Source organism: Bacteroidota bacterium (assembly GCA_018266835.1).
Taxonomy (GTDB): Bacteria; Bacteroidota; Ignavibacteria; order Tepidaquicellales; family Tepidaquicellaceae; genus JAFDZO01.
In genome coordinates, this window is the sequence record JAFDZP010000002.1 from 394,220 (window position 1) to 416,571 (window position 22,352).

A 22,352-nucleotide genomic window follows, 5' to 3' on the forward strand; every position below is an offset into this window, starting at 1 on the left:
AATTTTTGAATTTACTAAAAAATAATTTTTAAATTAACGTTTCTTAATAAAAGTGATGGCACATGTTTAGCAAATCAGATCAGACAAAATTCGGTTTTAAATCAAATTTTTTTTATAATGTGTTAAGTTTAGAGATAATCCAAGGAGCAAATCTCGTAAATTTCTTAACTTTTTCAAATTCATTGTGAATAACTTCATTAGAAATTTGATCTCCGGATTTAGCTTTAAGTATAAGTCTGTATATTTTAAGAAAATTCAGATTGAATATTTTTATATCCTCAGATATAAATTTATTTTTCTTCAGATGCTGACTTGCTGCTCCAGCAAACGAAAAGGCAGAATCATAGAATGCAAGTTCGTATAAATTTAATAGTCTAAGAATTTTTATATCAAGCTTAATCATTGCGTGGTTTGATGCGGACTTCGCGAGTTCTATATTTGATTTTTCAAAGTCTCGTAAATAATGATAAATTCTAGCCATGTACAAATAATAAAAATCTTTTTTAATACTTTCATCCAGATATACACCTTTTGTTTCCAGAAAGTTTTTTGCCCAGTCATATTTTTTCACTACCAATGCCGTATCTATAATCGATTTAAAATCCGAAGCACTTAATCTATGCTTCCACTTTGTATTCAAAAATTTATCTGCAAAATCTTTCCTTATTTCAAATAATAAATTCAACATGGCTTTCTGATGGAACTCGCAATTATTATCAATTACTGATGTAATTCTTCTGTATATAATGTATAGCTCATGCCTTGTGTACCGCTTTTGATATTTCTTGATTAGAAAATATGCTTCACTGATGGCTCTCTCGAATTCATCTCCCGTCAACTTTTCAGCTGAGTTCAGTTTGTATTCAATCTCTAATTCTTCCGCTTCTTTGAATTTATTTTTCTTAAGAAAGTCTATTACACCTTTCAGTTCTATTGAATCCAGAATTTTTTGCGGAAGTTGTTCCCCTTTGAATGTGTTATATCTGTATTGAAGCCTTTTTAAATCAGTGACTTTTTCTGAAATTGATTTTAAGAAAAAAACAAATAAATCAACGGTATTATCTGTTTCAAAGTTATTTTTGTACTCAGTAGCCTGTCTTTGAGTAAATGAAATCATTTCGCGCTTCAGCAGATATGAGTTTAGATTTTTCAGTTCAATCCAGGGATCTTTTTCATTTGCTTCATAAAAGCTCTTATAATTTTTTATAAATAGTTTTTCGAGTGATTTTTCTTTCAGCGCTTTTAAAACATTCAGTCTGAATTCAGCTGACTCCTCATATTTTATAAAACCTATATATTTCTGAGCAAGCTTACCCAGGTCAGAGAGTAAATTTCTTACTGTTCCTTCTTTGTATTCTCTGTGCGGATAAAGTTTTTTATAAATTTTTTTAAAATCTAATGATTTACTGTGAAACTCAGGATAATATTTCCGGATTAGCTTAAAAAAATTGATTAACTCGGAAGATGAGTTGAAATAAGGGGATGATATAAAACTGCCGAATCTGTTAAACTCCTCGGGAGTAAAAGTTGATAAGATTGTGAATGATTTTGACTGAATCATTTGGGGTTAACAATACTGTTCATCAAAATAAAAAAAAATTATATAAACAAAAAACCCGGAATCATTTCACAATTCCGGGTTTACTCTTATACATGCTGCATTTTTCTTATAAGACTTATCTGTCCCCGATGATTTATTTCGTCTTCAAAGACATGAAACCAATCGAAGTAATAATTATTTGTAAATGTATCAGAAAGTTTATTTGGCTTTAATAACCACTCATCATCACGCTTGGAAAACTCCTCAAAAGTTTTTGCCCTGACTTTCTTTAATTCATCAAGATAATATTCTAAAGGATTTCCTTTTATTTTTTCTCTGCCCAACGGACCTAAGTCCATGGCCGGTTTAATCGGTTGCATATCTTCTTCTGTTATCATTCTGCCTTCAAAAGTCCATACCTGATACCATTTATCAACAGCAGCAATATGAGCAAGCAAAGCTCCGATAGAATTAGACGTTTCGCTGAACTGATAATCAAGCTGCTCTGTAGTTAAACCCTTTACGCTTCGCAGTGTAGTCATCCGTGCATAGTTCATCATAGTTATAAGGTGGCTTATTGCCGGGGTAAACCCTTCTACTGTTTGTATAACGTAAGGATTTTCAAATGTGACTTCTTTCATTGGGGAAATTTTTTGTTTTACAATAATATTCTCATTTGAATGAGGTTTGTAATTTTTGTTCTTTTTTAAATCTATCCATTGCAAGTTCGATTAATTTATCTATTAACTCACTATAAGATATTCCGCTTGCCTCCCAGAGTTTTGGATACATGCTTATTTTTGTAAAGCCCGGCATCGTATTAATTTCATTCACAAAGATTTCATCTTTTTCAGTTACAAAAAAATCTACACGTGCTAACCCTTCGCACTCTAAAGCCCTAAAGACATTAACAGACAAATCCTGGATTCTATGGGCCATTTCTTCGGATAACTTCGCGGGAATTTCTAATATGGCTCCGCTTTCATCAATATATTTTGCTTCATAAGAATAGAAATCATGATTTGAAATTATCTCTCCGGGAACTGATGCTATAGGATTATCATTTCCCAAAACCGAACATTCAATTTCACGTCCGGGAATAAATTCTTCAAATAATATTTTTCTGTCATACTTAAATGCGTCTTGCACAGCAGCTTCAAAATCCTCTTCAGACTTTACTTTATTGATTCCAACAGATGAACCCATATTGGCAGGTTTAACAAAAAAAGGCAGCCCGATTTTATTCACAACTTCCATAAAAGCCGGTAAAGAATTTTCTCTGCCTGTTAAAAACTTTCCTATATTAATGCCTGCATCACGAAGAAGCCTTTTAGTAATCTCCTTATCCATCCCGACTGCCGAACCGAGAACCCCTGCTCCCACAAACGGAATTCCCGCAAGCTTTAACAAGCCCTGCATAGTCCCGTCTTCACCAAAAGGTCCGTGCAATATCGGGAAAGCTATATCAATTCTTATATCATTTTTCTTGTCAATTTTATTTGTTCCTAAATTTGTTAATGAACCTTTGCTTTCAGGAGCTAAAGCTACCTCTTCTATTTTTTCATTGTTCAGTTTAATCAGCTTAGGGTCTGTTACATTTAATAAGAATTTAGATTCATCATTTAAAAACCATTTTCCGGTCTTATCTATTCCTATTAATATTGCCTCATACTTATTTTTATCAAGTGCATCAATTACATTTTTAGCCGATTGTAATGACACTTCATGCTCTGCAGATTTGCCTCCGAAAATTATTCCCACTCTTATCTTTTTTAATAAAGAATCATCCTTCATAACTTTATTTTATTTTTTCCTGAAAGAAACTTTTTTCAATTTACTCAAATCACTAAAACAAAAAACCCGAAATCGTTTTCACAATTTCGGGTTTAAACTTTACGTTCCGACGCTGGAGCATCGGAACGAGAAATATATATTTAGAATTCTTTACTGTCCTAAGTAAGCTTTAAGACCTTTGCTTCTTGAAGCCTGTCTTAATCTTCTTATCGCTTTTTCTTTTATCTGTCTTACTCTTTCTCTGGTGAGCTTGTATTTATCACCGATCTCTTCAAGTGTAAGCGGATTTTCTTTTTCGAGTCCATAGTATAATTTCACAACTTCTTTTTCTCTCTGAGAAAGCGTATCTAAAGCTCTTTCAATTTCAATTCTGAGCGAGTCTTTTAATAACTCAGTATCAGGCTGCTTCTCTTTCTTATCCGGCATTATATCGATAAGCTTTGTATCTTCGCCGTGAATAGAAGGAGCGTCCATTGAAACGTGTCCGCCTGAGTTCTTCAGAGTTTCCTGTACTTCGTAAACTGACATATCGAGCTGCTCTGCAATTTCAAGAACGTTCGGCGCTCTTTCATTTGCCTGTTCAAGCTCGCTGATTGTTTTTGCAATCTTGCTCTTCTGCTGAACGATGTTAAGCGGCAATCTTACAACTCTTGACTGTTCTGCCAATGCCTGTAAAATTGACTGCCTTATCCACCATACTGCATAGGAGATAAATTTAAATCCTCTTGTTTCATCGAATTTCTTAGCTGCTTTAATAAGCCCGAGGTTACCTTCATTGATTAAATCATTCAATGATAAGCCCTGATTCTGGTATTGTTTCGCTACTGATACTACGAATCTTAGATTCGCCTTTACAAGAAGATCGAGCGCTTTCTTATCACCTTTTTTTATTCTTTTTGCGCAGTCAATTTCCTGATCTACGGTTAAAGGTGTTGTTTTGCTGATCTCTTTTAAATAAATATCAGTGGATTGGTTTTCCCTGCTTGTATATTGTTTGCCTAATTTCATTTAAATTAAATTGGCTTTTTAAAAATTGCTTGTGGAGAATTATTTTTTAGTATTTCCTGCGGTTTTATAAATTTTATTCCGTATTTTTCTGAATATTCACTGCTCATATTTGTAAACGAAACAATCGGAAGTTTAGTTTCGATTAGTATCGTCGTTACACATGCATCCCGGTAGTTCATATTATCTTTAAGAAGCTTTCCGATTGTGTGAGAGTACTTATAAGGTATTCCCAGAACTCCCGAGCCGAAGAACGCCTGCTTTGCATTTTCTTCCTCCTGCTTAGAGCTGCACTTTGCGAAAACTTCCGAAGCATTAATGACTGATGTATAACAGTCAAATAAGCTCAGACATTTTAAAAGAACTGAATCTTCATCGCCCTGAAGATGCTTAAGGTAGACATCGGTATCAAGAAAAACTTCGAATTCACTTTTCATTTTTCTTACTTAACCTTTCTTAAAAGAGCCGAAAGAATTTAGCAATAAAAAAGTAGAATTTTCATCCAGATTTAATTTCTTTGATAAAAATTCTACTTGTGAACTCTTGTTATCAGCAATTTGTATTTTGCTTTGAGAATTATTTTGTTTCTTCACAGAAAGAACGATAAGCTCAACGTCTTCATCAGTTCCGATATTGTTATCATCATTATCTTTTCGTATTTCATCATAACATCCGGCTAATTCTTCTTTATTAAAAAGAAGCTCGCCTTTGCTGTTCAGCTTTGCTCTGACTCTATTAAGCTTCTGTGCCAAAGAAGTCTATTTTATCTTCTTTATGCAGAGTAACGAATGCTTTTTTCTTATCAGAACGGAATCCTTCGAATCTTCCTTTTTTAGTGAACTGAGATTTAGCTTTACCCTTCGCAACGGAAGTGGTAACGCCTAAAACTCTCACTTTGAATCTTTTTTCAACAGCTCTTGCGATTTCGATTTTATTCGAATCTTTTGCTACTTCAAAAACATATTTATTAAGATTCTCAGAAAGTGAAGTATTTTTTTCTGTGATTAACGGTTTTATTAAAATTGATTTCATATCTTAAACTTAAAATGTGTTCCTAAATTTTTATGACAAACTTTTGCACAAAGAATCTACTGCTGATTTTTGCATAACAATCATTTTGTTGTCAAGCAATTCATATGTTGCAGCTAAATCAGAAATAATTACGCTGCACTTCGGCATGTTTCTTCCTGATTTGTAAACGTTATCATTTTTTCCGCCGAGAAGTAACAATGTCTTTGTAGAATCGAGCTTCAGAGCTTTTAAAATATTGTTCAGTTGTGATGTTTTAGGTGCGTCAAAAGAAAAATCTTCAACAATCATTATTTGATTTTCTTTTGCCTTCATGCTAAGCGCGCTTTTTCTTGCAAGCCTTGCTGCCTTTTTAGGCAAGCCAAGCTTGTAGGTATGTGGCTTAGGACCGTGAATGTTACCACCGCCCGGCATTAAAGGTGAACGGTTAGTTCCTCTTCTTGCGCCGCCTGTACCTTTTTGTCTGAACGGTTTTTTACCGCCGCCGCGTACTTCTGCTCTTTGCTTTGTCTTTGCAGTACCTTGTCTCTGGTTAGAGAGATAAGTTCTTACTGCCATATAAATCAAATGCTGATTTGGCTCGACTTCAAAAATGTCTGAAGGTAATGTTACTTTCTCGCTTGATTGAGAACCGTCGAGTTTATATACGTTAAGTTCCATAATTTTTATAAATGATTGCTATTGCGTGATAAAATTATTTGTAGATTTCAACAAATCCGGATTTTGTACCGGGAACAGCTCCTTTAACTAAGATAAGATTAGAGTCTGCAAAAATTTTAATAACTTTTAAATTTCTTACAGTAATCCTGTCTCCGCCTGTTCTTCCTGCCATTCTCTGTCCTTTAAAAACTCTTGAAGGATAAGATGATGCGCCGATGGAACCAGGGGCTCTTTGTCTATCTGACTGACCGTGTGTTCTTTGACCGCCTGAGAAGCCGTGTCTTTTCATAACACCCTGAAAACCTTTACCTTTTGAAGTGCCGGTTACTTTTACAGTATCGCCTTCATTGAATATATTAACTTTGACCTGTTCACCTGCTTTAACATCTGCAAGTGAGAAGTCTCTGATTTCTTTTGTAAATCTTAATGCCGGTACGTTTAATTTCTTAAACTTTCCTTGCATAGGTTTATTAACAGTCTTTTCTCTTCTTTCACCAAAACCCAACTGTACTGATTCGTAGCCGTCTGTTTCTTTTGTTTTTATCTGTGTAACGTAACAAGGACCAGCTTCGATGACTGTAACCGGAACAGCATTACCATTTTCCTGGTAATAAGTAGTCATTCCGATTTTTTTTCCTAAAATTCCTATCATTGGTATTATATTTAATACTTGGTAGTATCCTTAATTTGAAAATAATTGGCAGAGCGCTTTTTTAACTAATAAAAGCAAAAATAAAAAAGCTTATACTTTGATCTCGATATCTACACCGCCGGGAGGATCAAGTTTTGTAAGAGCGTCGATTGTTTTATTTGAAGAATTCAAAATATCAATCAGTCTCTTATGCGAGCGTGTTTCAAATTGCTCTCTTGATTTTTTATCCACGTGTGGTGAACGGTTGACAGTATAAGTGTTTTTCTTGGTTGGAAGTGGAATTGGTCCGCTTACAACTGCGCCTGTTGATTTAATCGTTTTGATTATTCTTTCTGTCCATTTATCTAATAAATTATGATCGTAAGATCTTAACTTTATTCTGATTTTTTGAGCTGCCAATTTAATTGATTTAAATTTTACAAAATAAAACCGCAGACTTAAAGTCTGCGGCTGATTTTATCTGATTACTGTGTAATTTTATTCGAGAATTTTTGTAACAACACCTGCACCTACTGTACGTCCGCCTTCTCTGATAGCGAATTTCAATCCGTCTTCCATAGCGATTGGTGAAATTAACTCGATTGTTAATTTATCCATGTTATCACCAGGCATAACCATCTGTACATTTTCAGGTAAGTGAACTACACCTGTTACGTCAGTTGTTCTGAAATAGAACTGAGGTCTGTAGTTTGTTGAGAAAGGAGTGTGTCTTCCCCCTTCTTCTTTCGACAATACGTAAACCTGAGCTTCGAATTTTTTGTGAGGAGTAATAGATCCTGTTTTTGCAAGAACCATACCTCTTTCGATTTCTTTCTTATCAACACCTCTTAATAAAAGTCCGCAGTTGAAACCTGCAGTTGCTTCGTCCAATTCTTTATTGAACATTTCAGCACCTGTAACAACTGTTTTCTTCTTTGCACCAAGTCCGATAAGTTCTACTTCTTCACCGACTTTTACTTTACCTCTTTCAATTCTTCCTGTTGCTACTGTACCTCTACCTGTGATAGAGAATACGTCTTCAACCGGCATCAAGAATTCTTTATCAACGTCTCTCTTTGGCTCAGGAATGTAGTTATCAACTGCATCCATTAAATCAAAGATTGGTTTGTATCTTTCGTCATCTAACGGTGCATCTGATACACCGGCTTCCATAGCTTTTAAAGCGGAACCTCTAACGATTGGTACTTCATCGCCCGGGAATCCGTTTGCAGTCATGATGTCTCTTAATTCTGATTCAACAACTTCTAATAATAATTCAGCGTCTTCTTCTGTTTTTTCCTGTTCTCTGATTATATCAACTTTATTTAAGAATACAACAAGTGCAGGTACACCTACTTGTCTTGCAAGTAAGATATGCTCTCTTGTTTGAGGCATAGCACCGTCAGTTGCAGCAACTACTAAAATAGCGCCGTCCATCTGAGCAGCACCTGTAATCATGTTCTTAATGTAGTCAGCGTGACCGGGACAGTCTACGTGTGCATAGTGTCTTTTTTCTGTTTGATATTCTACGTGAGCTGTTGCAATCGTAATACCTCTTGCTTTTTCTTCCGGAGCTTTATCAATTTCGTCAAATTTCTTAATTTTGCCGCCGAATTTCTTCGAAAGCGTCATTGTTATTGCAGCGGTCAAAGTGGTCTTACCATGGTCAACGTGACCAATTGTACCTATATTGACGTGCGGCTTGGATATATCAAATTTCTCTTTAGCCATTTTATAATTTCTCCTTTAATGAGATTTTTTGTTTTAATAAATAATTTTATGTGTCCAATGGGAATATTTCCATATTCCGGAAGATTCTTTTTAAAATATAATGTGGGTCAGGGAGGAATTTATTCCCGCCTTGGCGCTGAAAGCGCCACGCTCTAACCATCTAATGAGTCTAAAAATCTTTTACAGCCTCTTGCTTTAATTTTATTTTCAAGCTTTAAGGCATCTGTTTTACTTTCAAATTCAAAAAATTTAATGAGCTCCCAATCTTTTGATTGCCTGGTAAAATTCGTTTTACCTGAATTATGTTCACTAAGTCTTTTTACTACATCTGAAGTAGAACCCGTATAATACTTGTTTAATATTTTACTGTATAAAATATAAGTATAATACATTTTAAACTAATGAAATGGTACCCAGTATATAATGTGGGTCAGGGAGGAATTGAACCTCCCACCTCGTGCTTATAAGGCACGCGCTCTAACCATCTGAGCTACTGACCCAGACCGGGAATTTCATATCCGGAAAACTTTTTCATGATATGAAATTTTATAGAACGTTTTATCGTGTCTAATTGACGAGTTCGATTCCGACTTGCATCAGAACTGACCCTGAAACTTATTTTAAAGAACTTTTTTTAATTCTGAATTATAAATTATGAATTCTGAATTAAATTTTATCAAATCCTACTAAATCAAGACTGATAAATACAACTTATTTTAAAAAACGTTGGTAAGGCTAATTTTGAATTCATAATTCAGAATTCATAATTATTAAGCTACTGCTTCTTTACCTTTAACTTTTTCAATTATCTGTTCAGATACTGATTTCGGAGCTTCATCATAATGTGCGAACTGCATTGAGTAAATTGCGCGGCCTTGTGTCATGCTTCTTAATGTTGTTGCATAACCGAACATTTCAGAAAGCGGCACTGTTGCCTTGATAACCTGTGCATCGTTTCTTTGTGACATACCTTCAATCTTACCTCTTCTTGAGCTTAAGTCACCCATTACGTCACCCATGTAATCGTCCGGAGTTACAACTTCAACATCCATAATAGGCTCAAGTAAAACAGGACTTGCTTTTCTTGCAGCTTCTTTGAATGCCATAGAGCCGGCAATCTTAAATGCCATTTCCGATGAGTCAACATCGTGGAATGAACCGTCAAATAATCTGATCTTGATATCCTCAACAGGGTAACCTGCAAGCACACCGTTTTTCATAGCTTCAATAATACCTTCAGATACAGGTTTAATAAATTCTTTCGGAATTGTACCGCCAACGATTGCGTTTTCGAATACATATCCTTTACCTTTTTCATTTGGCTCAACATCAATCCATACGTGACCGAACTGACCTTTACCGCCTGACTGTCTTACGAATTTACCTTCCTGTGTAACTTTCTTCTTAATTGTTTCTTTGTAAGCAACCTGTGGTTTACCTACGTTAGCTTCAACTTTGAACTCTCTTTTTAATCTGTCAACAATAATTTCCAAATGTAACTCACCCATACCTGCGATAATTGTCTGACCTGTTTCTTCGTTTGAAGATACTCTGAATGTCGGATCCTCATCGGAAAGTTTTCCGAGTGATTCACCAAGTTTATCCTGGTCAGCTTTTGTTTTCGGCTCGATAGCAATAGAGATAACAGGTTCTGGGAATGTAATCTTCTCAAGAATGATTGGATCTGATTCATCTGATAATGTATCACCTGTCTTTGTATATTTTAATCCTACCGCTGCTGCGATATCACCTGCATATACTTCTTTTATATCTTCTCTGCTGTTAGCGTGCATCTGAAGAATTCTTGAAAGTCTTTCTTTTTTGCCTGCGTTTGAATTATATAAGTAGCTTCCTGCTTCTGCTTTACCTGAGTAAACTCTGAAGAAGGTTAATTTACCTACATAAGGGTCAGTCATAATTTTGAAAGCCAATGCTGAGAATTTTTCATCGTCGCTTACTTTTCTTGTAATATGGTCATCTGTATATAAGTGATGTCCTTCGATATCACCGACATCTAATGGTGAAGGAAGAAGTTCAACAACTTTATCCAGTAAATTCTGAACGCCTTTGTTTTTGAATGAAGAACCGCAGATAACAGGAACAATTTTAATATCAATTGTAGCTGTTCTCAAAGCTGCTAAAATTTCAGCTTCTGTTATTGGTTCCTGATTTAAATATTTTTCAATAAGCTTATCATCTACATCGGCAACTGCCTCTAATAATGCGGCTCTTGCTGTTTCTGCGCCTGCTCTTAAAGCATCAGGAATTTCACCATCTTTGAATGTAAGACCCATTGTTTCCATATCGAAAACTCTGGCTTTCATTGTGATAAGATCAATAATTCCGTTGAACATATCGCCTTCTCCCATAGGAAGAGTGATAGGCACAGCATTAGCTTTTAATCTGTCCTTCATCATATCAATCGCATTCTGGAAATTAGCACCGGTTCTGTCCATCTTGTTCACGAATGCAATTCTTGGTACTTTATACTTATCCATTTGTCTCCAAACGGTTTCTGACTGCGGTTCTACACCGCCTACAGAACAGAATAAAGCAACAGCGCCGTCAAGAACTCTTAATGAACGCTCTACCTCGGCTGTGAAATCCACGTGGCCGGGTGTATCTATAATATTAATTCTGTGATTATTCCATGAACATGTAGTGGCAGCTGAGGTAATTGTGATACCTCTTTCTTTTTCCTGTTCCATCCAGTCCATCGTTGCAGCACCTTCGTGCACTTCACCTATTCTGTGAGAACGACCTGTATAATAAAGTATTCTTTCAGTTGTTGTTGTCTTACCGGCATCAATGTGAGCACTGATTCCGATATTTCTTGTCTTTTCTAATGAGACTTGTCTTGGCATTTTTGCAGTTACTGTTTTTTAAATTTTAACAAATATTACAACATTTATATCTTCTATAAGTAAAAGTGAAATCCTGATATTGTTTTATTACAAGGGGAGAATATCTATTACCACTTGAAGTGGGCAAAAGCTTTATTAGCTTCAGCCATTTTATGAACATCTTCTTTCTTCTTTACTGAACTACCTTCACCAACTGATGCTGCCATTAATTCATTGGCAAGTTTAAGAGGCATTGATTTTTCGTTTCTTCCTCTTGTGTAGGTCAAAAGCCATTTAATAGCAAGAGCAACTCTTCTGTCAGGTCTTACTTCTGTAGGAACCTGGTAGTTAGCGCCGCCGACTCTTCTTGAACGGACTTCAATTGAAGGCTGTGTATTGTTGATAGCTTTTCTGAAAACATCAACAGGCTCGCCTTTTGTTTTTTCCGCAATAATATCGAAAGCTTTGTACATGATTTTCTGAGCAACTTGTTTCTTGCCGTCTTCCATCAATGCGTTGATGAATCTTCCGATTAAAATATCATTGTATTTTAAATCCGGGATTCTGAGTCTTTTCTCAGCTCTTTTTCTTCTCATTATTTGTTGAGTATATTAAAAATTTAAGATTAAATTATTTTGCGCCTTCTTTAGCTTTTTTAGCACCGTATTTTGAACGGGCTTTTTTTCTATTGGCTACACCTGCTGTATCTAACGCGCCTCTGATAATGTGATATCTTACGCCCGGCAGATCTTTTACTCTACCGCCTCTGATGAGAACGATTGAGTGTTCCTGCAAGTTATGACCTTCACCCGGAATGTAAGCTGTTACTTCAATTCCGTTTGTAAGTCTTACTCTCGCTACTTTTCTAAGTGCGGAGTTTGGTTTCTTTGGTGTAGAGGTATATACTCTTGTACATACACCGCGTTTCTGAGGACAAGAATCCATCGCCGGAGCTTTTGATTTCACCGTGATTTTGTTTCTTCCTTTACGTATTAATTGATTAATTGTAGGCACTTTATGCTAAAAACCTTTCTTACAAAATTTTCAAAAATTGGGAAAACTCTAAGATACATAGAATAGAGACTATAGTCAATAAACTAAAGAATGCACTTTTTGAGCAATTATATATGGAGCGGTCCAGGCCGGACATCCTGATAATTTCACTTTCCAGATAATAAAGCGGACTTGGCCGGTTCATTACCCACGTACTACGGAAAGCTTATTTCACTGTAATCAACAAATATAGTGATTATCAAATTCAAATGAAAGACACTGTTTTAGTTGTATTAGCAACTACTTCCCAACGTCCCCGTTGGGAAGTACAATACTGAAACAACATTCCCAATCCGCCGCGGCGGATTGGGAATGAGGATAAGGGGCGGGTTCAAAAGTCCGCTATTTCGGATTGCTCTCCTGACCAACAACCACAAGAATAAGACAAAATCACCGCTTCATAAGTTCCAATTGTGTATTGTTCCTTATTATAATTTGATTTAATTTACTGATATAACTATACCTTTACAGTGAATCTATTAAAATTGAAATGGTAAAATTTCTTGTAATATTGGTATTTTTCCTCTTACAAATAAATACATCATCGGCACAATGGATAAGTCAGTTTAATACGTCAAATTGCATGGCAATAAATTCCATTAATTATTTAGATACTTTAATAGGAATAAGTACCGGCTTTAACGCAACTTCGTCAGAGGGAAGAATTTTTTATACGTCAAATGGAGGTTCTAACTGGAATCTTGCAATGATTCCGGATTCCACAAACACAATTATAGGTTCAAAAATTATTTCTCCAAACTTATTTTATGCTTGTGGTAACGTAAAACAAAATGTCCCTAATAATGCGCTGAGAACAATCGTGCGACCTCTTCCAGTAGGTTTTAAAGAAATTTTTGCCGGTGGATCAGCTTATAGAGGCGTGTTTTTAATAAGTACAAATTATGGTGCTTCTTGGAGAACCCAAGGAATTACCCCAAACAGTATTGAGTATTTTACAACGATAGATTTTCTTAACGGAAATTATGGATTTGCTAATTGTAGTATTGGAAACTTAAGCCCTATTGGGGCTATAGTAAAAACTACAAACGCCGGACAAAACTGGGAATTTATGAATCTACCTTCCGATGCTTGGTATATGACTTCAATTAAATTAATTGATTCATTAAACATAATATCAGTTGGCTCTAGATATACTGATCCTTCGTATTCGGGAATTATCTTGAAATCCACGGATGCTGGAAATACCTGGACATATCAAATATTTCCAGATGTGAGTATTTTTAACTCCATAAGTTTTATAAATACTAATACCGGAATTGTAGTTGGAAATACAAATCCAAGCGTAAATGCACAATATGGGGGCTCTATGTATAAAACTACCAATAGAGGAGAAAGCTGGTTTAGCATCTCTTCGTCTATTTCCGATACGACATTTCTACGAGCTGTAAAATTTCTACCTAACGGATTAGGAATAATTAGCGGGAATAAATTACGTTATACTAATTCGGGTATGCAGTTTGATAAAATTGTAATTCTTAAATCAACTGATTATGGGACAACTTGGAATAGAACTTTTATTGCTGATAATACAAAAGTGCCTAATGGGTTGGAATTAGCTAATACTCGAAAATACTTTGTTGGAGGTGGTAACTTAACAAACTCTGCAACAATTTATTTAACAAGTAATGGCGGAGAAACTTTTATAAACAATAATTCAAATGAAATACCTAAAAAATTTTTATTACAGCAAAACTACCCAAACCCATTCAACCCCTCTACAATTATCAATTATCAGTTAACAATTAACAGCTATGTAATTTTGAATGTCTATGATGTAAACGGAAGATTAGTAAAAGAGCTTGTGAATGAAAAACAAAGCGCGGGAAACTACTCAATCAATTTTGACGGAAGCGGACTGCCCTCAGGCACATACATTTACCGCCTGCAGGCAGATGATTTTTCAGAGACGAAAAAAATGGTGCTGCTGAAATAACGGGCGTTATTCGTTTATAGTTATTTGATGTTCGTTGCTCGTTGTATCAAGGAAAATTTCCCTGTTTCCCAGCATCCTCGTTGGGAAACTCAAATTGAAATAAATGTTCCCAATAATGTTACTTTCTACTTTATACTTACTACTTAATACTAAGAAAGCATCAAAGCAGATATCAGCTCAAAATCATGCTCCGGTATCTCAAAAAATCCGAAGCGGAAAATAAATCCCCATGATTTTTTGTTCTTTATAAATTCAAGCTGTTCAATCAAAGGACGAATCTCAACTTCCTTTGATTTCTTAAATTTGATATTTCGCCGGAATGGCTCAAAATCGCCTGACATTTGGACTTTTTCGATGTTTTCATCGGGAATTTCGCCGATTGCAACGAATTTCTGATAAGGAGCCTTATCGTTCATTCCCTGTTTTGAGGCATAGAACAAAACCCAGTCCCATTTGCTTATTCGTTTCAATGGAGCTTCTTTGCCGTGGTTTGCCTGCATGAAGGAGCCTTCGACGCCTTTCATGATATGGTCTTTGCAGGCAACAACAACCCAGTATTTAGGAGAATTCTGCATTGCTCAAAAATTTCCTTTTTTAAGAAAAAAGATAATGATTTCGTTCAATTATGTAGTTGTTAATTCAGTAAGATAAAATCGACTTTACATAATCTGGAAATAAGCAATTGGATTAACATATAATTATTTTCACTCTTCGGAATTTCGCGAAACTTTTAGTATTCCAGGTTAAATTTCAAATAAGCAAATGATACATCGGAAAAAGTGTCCTTGGTAATATTGCTCATTCCAATATAATTATAGACTAAATGGAAATTAAAGCCGGTAATCGGCTCGTATTTTAAATCCATTGCATAGACATTAGTGTTTACTCGTTCCCCGTCAAGGAAGTACATATCTTCAGGGTCAATATCATATCTGTAAGTCTGGAATACATCTCCGCCTACGTTCTTTACAAGATTGCCGTTTGCATCAAGTATGTTGTTGCCTTTTCTGATTTTTTTGAAAAGAAGATTTAATTGCAGCCTATCGGAAAAATTGTAGATAGCATTTATACTTAGCTGGTCGGCATTTGGTCCTATGGAGTTACCGAGAATTTCAGTGTAAGATGTATATGTGTTTTTAGGATTAACATGTGTATAAACAAATGGCCTTATTTTTGTGTATTCAAAAATCAATGAAAGATTTCTTATGTTTGCAGGCTCATATAAATATGTGCCAAGCTGGTATCCGATTTTATTACTGTACCTGTTAAGATTCGAAAGCTGTCCAATGAAATCTTCATCCATCAGAAAGTTTGCCTGGAACTGAATGTTCTTTAAAAAATGAGTCTGGAAATCAAAAAATATCAATCCGTTATCTCTATCCTGTAAAGAGTGCTCTACAAACTTATAAAATATGAGCGGGTTCAGGTATCCTAAATCAAGAGGGCGTGAATAAATAACCATATCTCCCATACCTATATCAAACAGCTTCGGGAAAGAAAGTTTCAGCATGTTTGCCGCCCAGTATTTGGAATAGTTTGAATCAAGGTCCCTGTGAAACTCACCTACTGTTGAAGCAGTAATGGAAGTAAAATTTATAATACCATATTTGAAATTGAATTTGATAAAATCCATATCTGGACCGTTACCGGAGAGAGCTAAACGCTCTCCGTAACCAAAGCCGAATTTCAGCTGCTCGCGTCCGATTTGCGCTGAGATATCCATTCCTTCCATAGGAGAAGTTTTGTATCGAAGATATCCCCCGTTGAAATCGTAGCTCTGAATGTTATCATAGTTTTCAAGAAATTTATAATCGTTCTTTAAACGCGGGTCAACTCGTATTGCAAGCGTCGGTGATTTTGAAATTGCCCCTTTCTGAAACATTAAGTTGTAGCCGAGGTGGTTAAAAACTGTACCCTGAAATCTGAAGCCGCCATCGAACAGATATGAAACGGAGTCACTGTATGGTTTGAACTCTTTTGCAAAAACAAGATTACCGAATAAATCTACATACAAATTGTTTTCATCTTTTTCATAGGTATAAATGTACTTTTTCTTATCTGAAAATATATCCTTGACGCGCTTTGAAAATTTGCCGTCACCGTCAAAAAACTGAGTTGTGTTTTCAGACGTTCTTTCTTCGGGGAGAAATTCCAGTTTGTACTTAGCAAGAAGTTGTCTTTCAACTTTAGAAAGCTCATCAGATTTGGAATCTATCTCATAAAGGAAATCTCTTACATTCTGACGTGATAGGTTCGGATCATCATCGTTAATTGTTCCAATGACTTGCTTGACTGACATTATCTTAAGGTAATCATAAACAGGATTTGACAGAGGAATATTATCTTCCTGCGAATAGCCCGGGTTACAGATAAAAAAAAGTATAATTATAGATAGAAGGGATATTAACTTGTTCAAATTGGATTTTTAGTTTTGCTTTATTATAGTAAGTTTGAATCACATTTTTAATGCACATTATTTGGCAGAATTGTTTGAACCATCATACATAAAATTATATAAATCGGGTGAGCTTTCAAGAAGAGCAGAAGTGCTGAAGCAAATGCTTGCTGACTGTAACATCTGCCCGAAGGACTGTAAAGTTAACCGTCTGGAGAATAAAATTGCAGCATGCTACTCGGGATTTAAACCTGTTGTTTCTGCACACTGCGTTCACTTTGGTGAAGAGCCAGTACTTGTAGGAATGAAAGAACACGGCAATGAGAACGGAGTTGGCAATATCTTCTTCGGCAACTGTAATCTCCGCTGTGTTTACTGTCAGAATTATGAAATCTCGCAGAACCATAAGCTTGAAATAAAAAATGAAGTAAGCATTGAACGCCTTGCCGAAATGATGCTAGAGCTTCAAAGCAAAAATGTAAACGCTATAGGATTTGTATCCCCTACTCACTTCGTTCCGCAGATTGTACTGGCGCTTGAGCTTGCAGTCCCTATGGGATTAAAACTGCCCTTGGTGTATAATACGAACTGCTATGACTCTGTTGAAGTAATAAAATTGCTTGATGGAATAATAGATGTATATCTGCCCGATTTGAAATATGCAGATAACGAATACGGATATAAATATTCAAAGATTAAAAATTATGTAGAGCACTCACGCGCAGCAATAGTTGAAATGCATAGACAAACAGGAAGCGAAGTAATAATGGAAAATAATTTAATGAAGCGCGGACTTATAATAAGGCATTTGATTCTTCCCAATGATTTAGCAGGAAGCTATGACACATTAAAATTTATTGCAGAGCTTGATAATAATATTCACCTCTCAATAATGTCGCAGTATTATCCTACGCATAAAGCGTTAACGATTGATTTGCTTTCAAGAAACATAAGAGAAAGAGAGTATGATAAAGTATTGGACTGGATGGACGAGCTGAATTTACAGAACGGCTACCTGCAGGAATTTGAAAGTGAAAATTATTACCGACCAAACTTTGCCGATAGAATTGAGCCGTTTAAGAGATAGATACGCTTGCATTCGTCAATTTCCCAAGCTCATCTTTAAACTTATCAATCTTAGAAACGATAACAGAGCACTCAAGTTTTACTTTATCATCTGAAGTATTCGATGTAATTATTATTTGTTCTTTCTCTAAGAAATTCATAACTGCTCCAATGTATTTATAATCGAATTCGATTTTAAAATCTTCTGTAATTTGTTTAGTAATGATTTCGGAATTTTGTACTGCAAGCTCCGATGCTTCAAAAATTGCGCGGCGAAGTCCGCCAACACCGAGCTTCACACCCCCAAAGTAGCGGGTTACAATTAAAAGAACATTAGTCAGTTCAAATTTATCTATTACTTCCATAATAGGTTTACCGGCGGAACCTGAAGGCTCGCCGTCATCTGAGTAACGGAAATTGTTTTCATCAAGGCCAAGACGATAAGCATAGGGATGATGTGCAGCATCATAATACTTCTTCTTCGCAGCTATTAATGTTTGGTTTACATCCTCTGAATTTGAGACAGGATAAATCTGAGATATAAATTTTGATTTGGAGACTTTCAGTTCCGCTTCAGCGGGTAAGAGAATTGTTTTATAAGAATCAATTATCATTTTTCGTTACTTGTTATTCGTAACTCGTTGTTCGTATTGATTGACGATAAACGACAAACAAATAACGAAGAACGACAAATCACTTCCATGCATCTTCACCGACTAAAGGAACAAACTTAAACTCGGCATATTTTTTTATTGAGTACTCAGGCTTACCGTCTTTGCCTTCGGATTTTTTTATAACAACCATCTGCTGCAGCTTCTGATCGCCGATTGGAATTACCATTATGCCTTCGTTCTTTAATTGCAGAGTTAACTGTTTTGGTATCTTCGGACTGCCGGCAGTAACTATGATTCTATCATACGGCGCAAATTCTTTCCAGCCAACTGTGCCGTCATCTAATTTCATTGTGATGTGATAATCCATTTTCTCAAATCTTTTAGCCGTGTTTTCAAAGAGATCAGATACTCTTTCAATAGAGTAAACCTTCGCACCCATCTCACATAAGACTGCTGCCTGATATCCTGAGCCGGTTCCAATTTCAAGGACTTTGTCTCCGGGTCTTACATCTAAAAGCTCCGTCATGTAAGCAACAGTGTACGGCTGTGAAATTGTTTGTCCCCCGCTGATGGGTAGAGCAGAGTTATCGTAAGCGTATCTTTTCATTTCGGAAGATACAAATAGCTCGCGTTTAACTTTGCCGATTGCTTCAAGTACTTTTTTATCTTTTATCCCGTGCCTTATGAGTATGCTAACTAATTCTTTCCTTTTCTGCGAGTGTAAATCCATCACTTTTCTTCTTCTTCCTTTTTTGCTTCAGTCTTCTTTTCACCCGGAATTGTAACAGACTTCTCTGCATCGTCAAAAATTGTCCTTACAGATTTTGCCATGCTTGTTTTTGCAATAGTGTTGTTCAGTATATCTGTAAGTTCATTCTTATCTTTTACTCTTCTTATTTTACCGTCTTCTGCAACTGAAATAACCTGTCTTTCTTCTGAAAGAATTAAACAGATTGCATCGGACTCTTCCGTTATTCCTACACCTGCTCTGTGTCTTGTTCCGTAATTTCTTACACCTAACTTAGATACATCTGCCAAAGGAAGTGTGCACCTTGCCGCTTCTATTTTATTATTGTTAATAATTACTGCTCCGTCATGCAGCGGAGATTTTGGATTGAATATTGAAATGAGAAGTTCTTTATTAATTTTTGAGTCAAGTTTTTCACCCGTTTCAACAACGTTCTGTAAACCCGTAGTTCGTGTTATTACTATCAATGCTCCCCAGCCTTTGTCTTTCATTTCCATTAAGGAGTCTACTATCTCCGCAATATATTCGCTTGTATTTGCGCGTGTGAAAATTCTTGTGAATCGTGTTTTACCTATGATAAGAAGCAGTCTTCTTATTTCCGGCTGGAATAAAATAATGAAGGCAATTACCCAGATATCCGTAACTCTGCCAAGAAGCCAGCCCAATGCCTGAAAGTTTAAAGCCTGTGCAAGAATGGAAATCCCGACGATAAAAACCAACGCAATAAAGATCTGTGCAGCGATAGTTCCTTTCATTACATTGAATAAACGGTAAAAGATATAGGAGACAATTATAATGTCAATTATATCAATAAGCTTTACCGTTACGAAACCAATGCTGAATAATTCCATATTTTCAAGTTACTCAATTAAATATTTTTTTTCAGTGTAAAGAATTGTTTTGCAGTAATTCATTTTTAATGAACTAATTAACTGCATTCTTCGTAGTAACATTAACAAGCACTTCTTTTTAAATTGATTAATTTTTATAGTAATGTATTTTGTACAAGATGGAAAACAAAGAGAACCAGGATTTAAATAACACAGACGAGCTTAACAGGTTAGCATTTGAAGAAGAATTCAGAAGTAGATTTCCTGACTTCGAAGTAAAAAAGAAAAAAGACAACTATCTTTTACACATTGGACTTTTTGTTTTAACTTTTATCACTACAACAATGGGCGGAGTTTTCTGGGGAGGAAGAGACCCTTACGACCCGCAGAATTTCACTCTCGGCCTTACATACTCAATCCTTATTTTATTTATAATTTCCGCTCACGAGTTCGGTCATTACTTCGCTGCTAAAATACATAAAGTTGATGTAACGCTTCCATATTATATTCCTTTTCCATTTTTGTTTTTGAATCCGTTTGGAACCATGGGTGCTGTTATCAGAATGCGGTCAAGAGCATCGACACGAAAGGCATTATTTGATATCGGCTCAGCAGGTCCTATAGCGGGATGGATTGCATCAGTTATTATTCTTATAATCGGTTTCACTACATTGCCATCGATAGAATATTTGTTCAAAATTCATCCTGACTATGCTATGAAAGGCGTGTTGGTTGAGGGCGAATCATTTGGTTATAATATTCTATTCTGGACTTTTGAAAGATTATTTGCTTCGCCATCCGGATTTATGCCTCCGATGAATGAAGTCTATCATTATCCCTTTTTATGTGCAGGATGGTTTGGTTTACTTATCACTGCTCTTAATATGATGCCTGCAGGTCAGCTGGACGGAGGCCATATTTCATATACAATGTTCGGCAGTAAAAACTCAACTATCATAGGACATATTGTAGTGGGAATATTGTTTATCATGGGTGTTTTAGGTCTTCTTCCTTTGCTTGAAATTAATATTGAGATTGGTTCACTAAACTGGTTAGTCTGGGCTTTGCTAATAACATTCGCGATAAAAATAAAACACCCGCCTACTGTGGACCACGACCCTGAGCCGTTAAATAAAACAAGAATGGCAATCGGCTGGTTTACTTATTTGATTTTAATTTTATCATTCACTCCCGTACCGATTTATTTAAAATAATTATCTCATTCCAATTACTCCTAACATTCTTCCCGTTAATCCTTTTTCTCTCCTGTGAGAATGAAATAATTCTTTATCCCTGAATGTACAGTATTCCGTAATTTCAATGTTCTCTTTCTTTAATCCTGCGCTTATTAATTGCTCATAAATATCTTTCTTTAAATCCATATAATATTTCCCCTCAACAATTTTATAACTAGTGGGATTGAACATCTCAGCAACTTCTTTGCTCACTTCGTAATTCTCGACAGATATTCCCGGACCTATGTATGCAATCATTTCTGCAGGCTCTACATTATATTCACTTACGATTCTATCAACTACCTTTTGTGAAATTTTGTATTCAGTCCCTTTCCATCCCGAGTGAATTCCTGCAGCAACTTTTTTATCTGGCGAATATAAAAACACCGGAATGCAGTCAGCAATACTTATTGCAAGATACAGATTTTTCTCATTGGTAATTAATGCATCACTGTCCTGAATAAAACATGATTCACTTACTACATTAATATTATCTGAATGTATCTGCTTCTGCATCACTACTCTATTTAATGGGATCTCTAAAGACTGAAAGAATCTTTTTCTGTTTTCAAGAACGTTCTCTTCTTTATCACCGACACTTAATCCAAGATTCAAATAGTAAGGCGCAGGTGATACTCCCCCGTCCTTTGTGCTTATGGCAATTAAAAGTTCAGGATATTTTTTTATTATATCAGGTCTTACAACATTCATGAGACTAATCGTCATTAAACTTTTTAAAATTACGGCTCTTCTTTTTCTCTGAAATAACTTTCTTCACCTGCAGCCTTTGCTCTTTCTTCGCTTTGGATGGCTTTGTCGCTTTGCGGGGCTTTTCCTTCTTTAAAGCTCCTTCAAGAAGTTCATATAATTTTTCAATGGCAATTTCTTTATTCATTAATTGGGAGCGGGATTCCTGGGATTGTAATATCAGCTTACCTTCTTTTGAAATCCGGTTCGCTAATTTTTGATTTATTACAAATTTCTCTTCATCGGTTAACAACTCTGAATTATTGACATCAAAAACGAGTTCAATTTTAGTAGAGACCTTATTTACATTCTGTCCGCCTTTACCGGAAGAACGTGATGCTTTTATTTCTATTTCCTTAGTAAAGTCTCTTTCTTTAATATTCATCTGCAAAATAAATTTCGATTTTTTAATATAAAAATAATAAAAATCAAAAGAATTAGAAGATTTAACGTATATAAATTGCTATAAGTAAGCTTG

The 22,352-nt window shown here is 35.6% G+C and carries 25 protein-coding genes and 1 tRNA gene; 3 read left to right on the plus strand and 23 right to left on the minus strand.

Annotation, left to right across the window (positions count from 1 at the left end):
• Positions 1–112: 112 nt before the first annotated feature.
• From JST55_03540 to JST55_03615, 16 genes are all read right to left on the minus strand, one after another.
• A complete protein-coding gene (locus tag JST55_03540) occupies positions 113–1,561 on the minus strand; it encodes a hypothetical protein (GenBank protein ID MBS1492556.1) in 1,449 nt (482 codons plus the stop codon).
• Between the two features lie 86 nt (positions 1,562–1,647).
• A complete protein-coding gene (locus tag JST55_03545) occupies positions 1,648–2,100 on the minus strand; it encodes a DinB family protein (protein ID MBS1492557.1) in 453 nt (150 codons plus the stop codon).
• A 112-nt stretch (positions 2,101–2,212) separates the two neighbouring features.
• Positions 2,213–3,334, minus strand: coding sequence for a D-alanine--D-alanine ligase (ddlA, locus tag JST55_03550; protein ID MBS1492558.1), 1,122 nt, complete (start codon positions 3,332–3,334; stop codon positions 2,213–2,215).
• Positions 3,335–3,484: 150 nt separating this feature from the next.
• Complete coding sequence (locus JST55_03555) at positions 3,485–4,342, minus strand: RNA polymerase sigma factor RpoD/SigA (protein MBS1492559.1); 858 nt, start codon at positions 4,340–4,342, stop codon at positions 3,485–3,487.
• Positions 4,343–4,347: 5 nt separating this feature from the next.
• The gene (locus JST55_03560) at positions 4,348–4,776 is read right to left on the minus strand and encodes a hypothetical protein (GenBank protein ID MBS1492560.1); all 429 of its coding nucleotides are present in this window, start codon (positions 4,774–4,776) and stop codon (positions 4,348–4,350) included.
• A gap of 9 nt (positions 4,777–4,785) precedes the next feature.
• The gene (locus JST55_03565) at positions 4,786–5,091 is read right to left on the minus strand and encodes a hypothetical protein (protein ID MBS1492561.1); all 306 of its coding nucleotides are present in this window, start codon (positions 5,089–5,091) and stop codon (positions 4,786–4,788) included.
• Positions 5,075–5,371, minus strand: coding sequence for a 50S ribosomal protein L23 (gene rplW, locus JST55_03570; protein MBS1492562.1), 297 nt, complete (start codon positions 5,369–5,371; stop codon positions 5,075–5,077). Before rplW ends, JST55_03565 begins: the two co-directional genes overlap by 17 nt.
• A 30-nt stretch (positions 5,372–5,401) precedes the next feature.
• Positions 5,402–6,028, minus strand: coding sequence for a 50S ribosomal protein L4 (rplD, locus tag JST55_03575; GenBank protein MBS1492563.1), 627 nt, complete (start codon positions 6,026–6,028; stop codon positions 5,402–5,404).
• A gap of 34 nt (positions 6,029–6,062) precedes the next feature.
• Positions 6,063–6,680, minus strand: coding sequence for a 50S ribosomal protein L3 (gene rplC / locus JST55_03580; protein MBS1492564.1), 618 nt, complete (start codon positions 6,678–6,680; stop codon positions 6,063–6,065).
• Positions 6,681–6,770: 90 nt separating this feature from the next.
• On the minus strand, positions 6,771–7,079 hold the full coding sequence (gene rpsJ / locus JST55_03585; GenBank protein MBS1492565.1) for a 30S ribosomal protein S10: 309 nt from the start codon (positions 7,077–7,079) through the stop codon (positions 6,771–6,773).
• Positions 7,080–7,157: 78 nt separating this feature from the next.
• Complete coding sequence (gene tuf, locus JST55_03590; protein MBS1492566.1) at positions 7,158–8,390, minus strand: elongation factor Tu; 1,233 nt, start codon at positions 8,388–8,390, stop codon at positions 7,158–7,160.
• Positions 8,391–8,542: 152 nt separating this feature from the next.
• The gene (locus JST55_03595; protein ID MBS1492567.1) at positions 8,543–8,782 is read right to left on the minus strand and encodes a GIY-YIG nuclease family protein; all 240 of its coding nucleotides are present in this window, start codon (positions 8,780–8,782) and stop codon (positions 8,543–8,545) included.
• Between the two features lie 34 nt (positions 8,783–8,816).
• A tRNA-Ile gene (locus JST55_03600) sits at positions 8,817–8,890 on the minus strand.
• 270 nt (positions 8,891–9,160) lie between these two features.
• Positions 9,161–11,254 carry an elongation factor G gene (gene fusA, locus JST55_03605; protein ID MBS1492568.1) on the minus strand — a complete coding sequence of 698 codons (2,094 nt, stop codon included), beginning with the start codon at positions 11,252–11,254 and terminating at the stop codon, positions 9,161–9,163.
• A gap of 107 nt (positions 11,255–11,361) precedes the next feature.
• A complete protein-coding gene (gene rpsG / locus JST55_03610) occupies positions 11,362–11,832 on the minus strand; it encodes a 30S ribosomal protein S7 (protein ID MBS1492569.1) in 471 nt (156 codons plus the stop codon).
• A 31-nt stretch (positions 11,833–11,863) separates the two neighbouring features.
• Positions 11,864–12,247: a 30S ribosomal protein S12 gene (locus JST55_03615; GenBank protein ID MBS1492570.1), complete on the minus strand. Its 384-nt coding sequence runs from the start codon at positions 12,245–12,247 to the stop codon at positions 11,864–11,866.
• A 529-nt stretch (positions 12,248–12,776) separates the two neighbouring features.
• Between JST55_03615 and JST55_03620 the strand changes: the two genes are divergently transcribed.
• Positions 12,777–14,240 (plus strand): T9SS type A sorting domain-containing protein, encoded by a 1,464-nt coding sequence (locus JST55_03620; protein MBS1492571.1) that lies wholly within the window; start codon positions 12,777–12,779, stop codon positions 14,238–14,240.
• Between the two features lie 149 nt (positions 14,241–14,389).
• Here the strand turns inward: JST55_03620 and JST55_03625 are convergent, their stop codons facing one another.
• Complete coding sequence (locus JST55_03625; protein ID MBS1492572.1) at positions 14,390–14,815, minus strand: EVE domain-containing protein; 426 nt, start codon at positions 14,813–14,815, stop codon at positions 14,390–14,392.
• A gap of 155 nt (positions 14,816–14,970) precedes the next feature.
• Positions 14,971–16,656: a hypothetical protein gene (locus tag JST55_03630; protein MBS1492573.1), complete on the minus strand. Its 1,686-nt coding sequence runs from the start codon at positions 16,654–16,656 to the stop codon at positions 14,971–14,973.
• A gap of 142 nt (positions 16,657–16,798) precedes the next feature.
• Between JST55_03630 and JST55_03635 the strand changes: the two genes are divergently transcribed.
• Positions 16,799–17,722, plus strand: coding sequence for a radical SAM protein (locus JST55_03635; protein MBS1492574.1), 924 nt, complete (start codon positions 16,799–16,801; stop codon positions 17,720–17,722).
• On the opposite strand, the gene JST55_03640 is transcribed toward JST55_03635, so the two are convergent.
• From JST55_03640 to JST55_03650, 3 genes are all read right to left on the minus strand, one after another.
• Positions 17,712–18,314 (minus strand): YigZ family protein, encoded by a 603-nt coding sequence (locus tag JST55_03640; GenBank protein ID MBS1492575.1) that lies wholly within the window; start codon positions 18,312–18,314, stop codon positions 17,712–17,714. The two genes, JST55_03635 and JST55_03640, sit on opposite strands and share 11 nt — an antisense overlap.
• 79 nt (positions 18,315–18,393) lie before the next feature.
• Complete coding sequence (locus tag JST55_03645; GenBank protein ID MBS1492576.1) at positions 18,394–19,044, minus strand: protein-L-isoaspartate(D-aspartate) O-methyltransferase; 651 nt, start codon at positions 19,042–19,044, stop codon at positions 18,394–18,396.
• On the minus strand, positions 19,044–19,913 hold the full coding sequence (locus JST55_03650) for a TIGR00159 family protein (GenBank protein MBS1492577.1): 870 nt from the start codon (positions 19,911–19,913) through the stop codon (positions 19,044–19,046). Before JST55_03650 ends, JST55_03645 begins: the two co-directional genes overlap by 1 nt.
• Before the next feature lie 323 nt (positions 19,914–20,236).
• Between JST55_03650 and JST55_03655 the strand changes: the two genes are divergently transcribed.
• Positions 20,237–21,106, plus strand: coding sequence for a site-2 protease family protein (locus tag JST55_03655; GenBank protein ID MBS1492578.1), 870 nt, complete (start codon positions 20,237–20,239; stop codon positions 21,104–21,106).
• On the opposite strand, the gene pgeF is transcribed toward JST55_03655, so the two are convergent.
• Positions 21,107–21,853, minus strand: a complete 747-nt coding sequence (pgeF, locus tag JST55_03660; GenBank protein MBS1492579.1) for a peptidoglycan editing factor PgeF — start codon at positions 21,851–21,853, stop codon at positions 21,107–21,109. It lies immediately after the preceding gene.
• Complete coding sequence (gene arfB, locus JST55_03665; protein ID MBS1492580.1) at positions 21,843–22,259, minus strand: aminoacyl-tRNA hydrolase; 417 nt, start codon at positions 22,257–22,259, stop codon at positions 21,843–21,845. The genes pgeF and arfB overlap by 11 nt, the downstream gene beginning before the upstream one ends.
• Between the last annotated feature and the right edge of the window lie 93 nt (positions 22,260–22,352).

What these genes read in the sequence shown, in the direction of transcription:
- JST55_03645 (MBS1492576.1), bottom strand. Translation starts at nt 19,044, where the DNA reads ATGGATTTACACTCGCAGAAAAGGAAAGAATTAGTTAGCATACTCATA.
- JST55_03545 (MBS1492557.1), bottom strand. Translation starts at nt 2,100, where the DNA reads ATGATGAACTATGCACGGATGACTACACTGCGAAGCGTAAAGGGTTTA.
- JST55_03635 (MBS1492574.1), top strand. Translation starts at nt 16,799, where the DNA reads ATGCTTGCTGACTGTAACATCTGCCCGAAGGACTGTAAAGTTAACCGT.
- JST55_03655 (MBS1492578.1), top strand. Translation starts at nt 20,237, where the DNA reads ATGGGCGGAGTTTTCTGGGGAGGAAGAGACCCTTACGACCCGCAGAAT.
- rplD (MBS1492563.1), bottom strand. Translation starts at nt 6,028, where the DNA reads ATGGAACTTAACGTATATAAACTCGACGGTTCTCAATCAAGCGAGAAA.
- JST55_03540 (MBS1492556.1), bottom strand. Translation starts at nt 1,561, where the DNA reads ATGATTCAGTCAAAATCATTCACAATCTTATCAACTTTTACTCCCGAG.
- JST55_03560 (MBS1492560.1), bottom strand. Translation starts at nt 4,776, where the DNA reads ATGAAAAGTGAATTCGAAGTTTTTCTTGATACCGATGTCTACCTTAAG.
- pgeF (MBS1492579.1), bottom strand. Translation starts at nt 21,853, where the DNA reads ATGACGATTAGTCTCATGAATGTTGTAAGACCTGATATAATAAAAAAA.
- tuf (MBS1492566.1), bottom strand. Translation starts at nt 8,390, where the DNA reads ATGGCTAAAGAGAAATTTGATATATCCAAGCCGCACGTCAATATAGGT.
- JST55_03595 (MBS1492567.1), bottom strand. Translation starts at nt 8,782, where the DNA reads ATGTATTATACTTATATTTTATACAGTAAAATATTAAACAAGTATTAT.
- JST55_03650 (MBS1492577.1), bottom strand. Translation starts at nt 19,913, where the DNA reads ATGGAATTATTCAGCATTGGTTTCGTAACGGTAAAGCTTATTGATATA.
- ddlA (MBS1492558.1), bottom strand. Translation starts at nt 3,334, where the DNA reads ATGAAGGATGATTCTTTATTAAAAAAGATAAGAGTGGGAATAATTTTC.
- fusA (MBS1492568.1), bottom strand. Translation starts at nt 11,254, where the DNA reads ATGCCAAGACAAGTCTCATTAGAAAAGACAAGAAATATCGGAATCAGT.
- JST55_03625 (MBS1492572.1), bottom strand. Translation starts at nt 14,815, where the DNA reads ATGCAGAATTCTCCTAAATACTGGGTTGTTGTTGCCTGCAAAGACCAT.
- JST55_03555 (MBS1492559.1), bottom strand. Translation starts at nt 4,342, where the DNA reads ATGAAATTAGGCAAACAATATACAAGCAGGGAAAACCAATCCACTGAT.
- arfB (MBS1492580.1), bottom strand. Translation starts at nt 22,259, where the DNA reads ATGAATATTAAAGAAAGAGACTTTACTAAGGAAATAGAAATAAAAGCA.
- rplC (MBS1492564.1), bottom strand. Translation starts at nt 6,680, where the DNA reads ATGATAGGAATTTTAGGAAAAAAAATCGGAATGACTACTTATTACCAG.
- rplW (MBS1492562.1), bottom strand. Translation starts at nt 5,371, where the DNA reads ATGAAATCAATTTTAATAAAACCGTTAATCACAGAAAAAAATACTTCA.
- JST55_03620 (MBS1492571.1), top strand. Translation starts at nt 12,777, where the DNA reads ATGGTAAAATTTCTTGTAATATTGGTATTTTTCCTCTTACAAATAAAT.
- JST55_03640 (MBS1492575.1), bottom strand. Translation starts at nt 18,314, where the DNA reads ATGATAATTGATTCTTATAAAACAATTCTCTTACCCGCTGAAGCGGAA.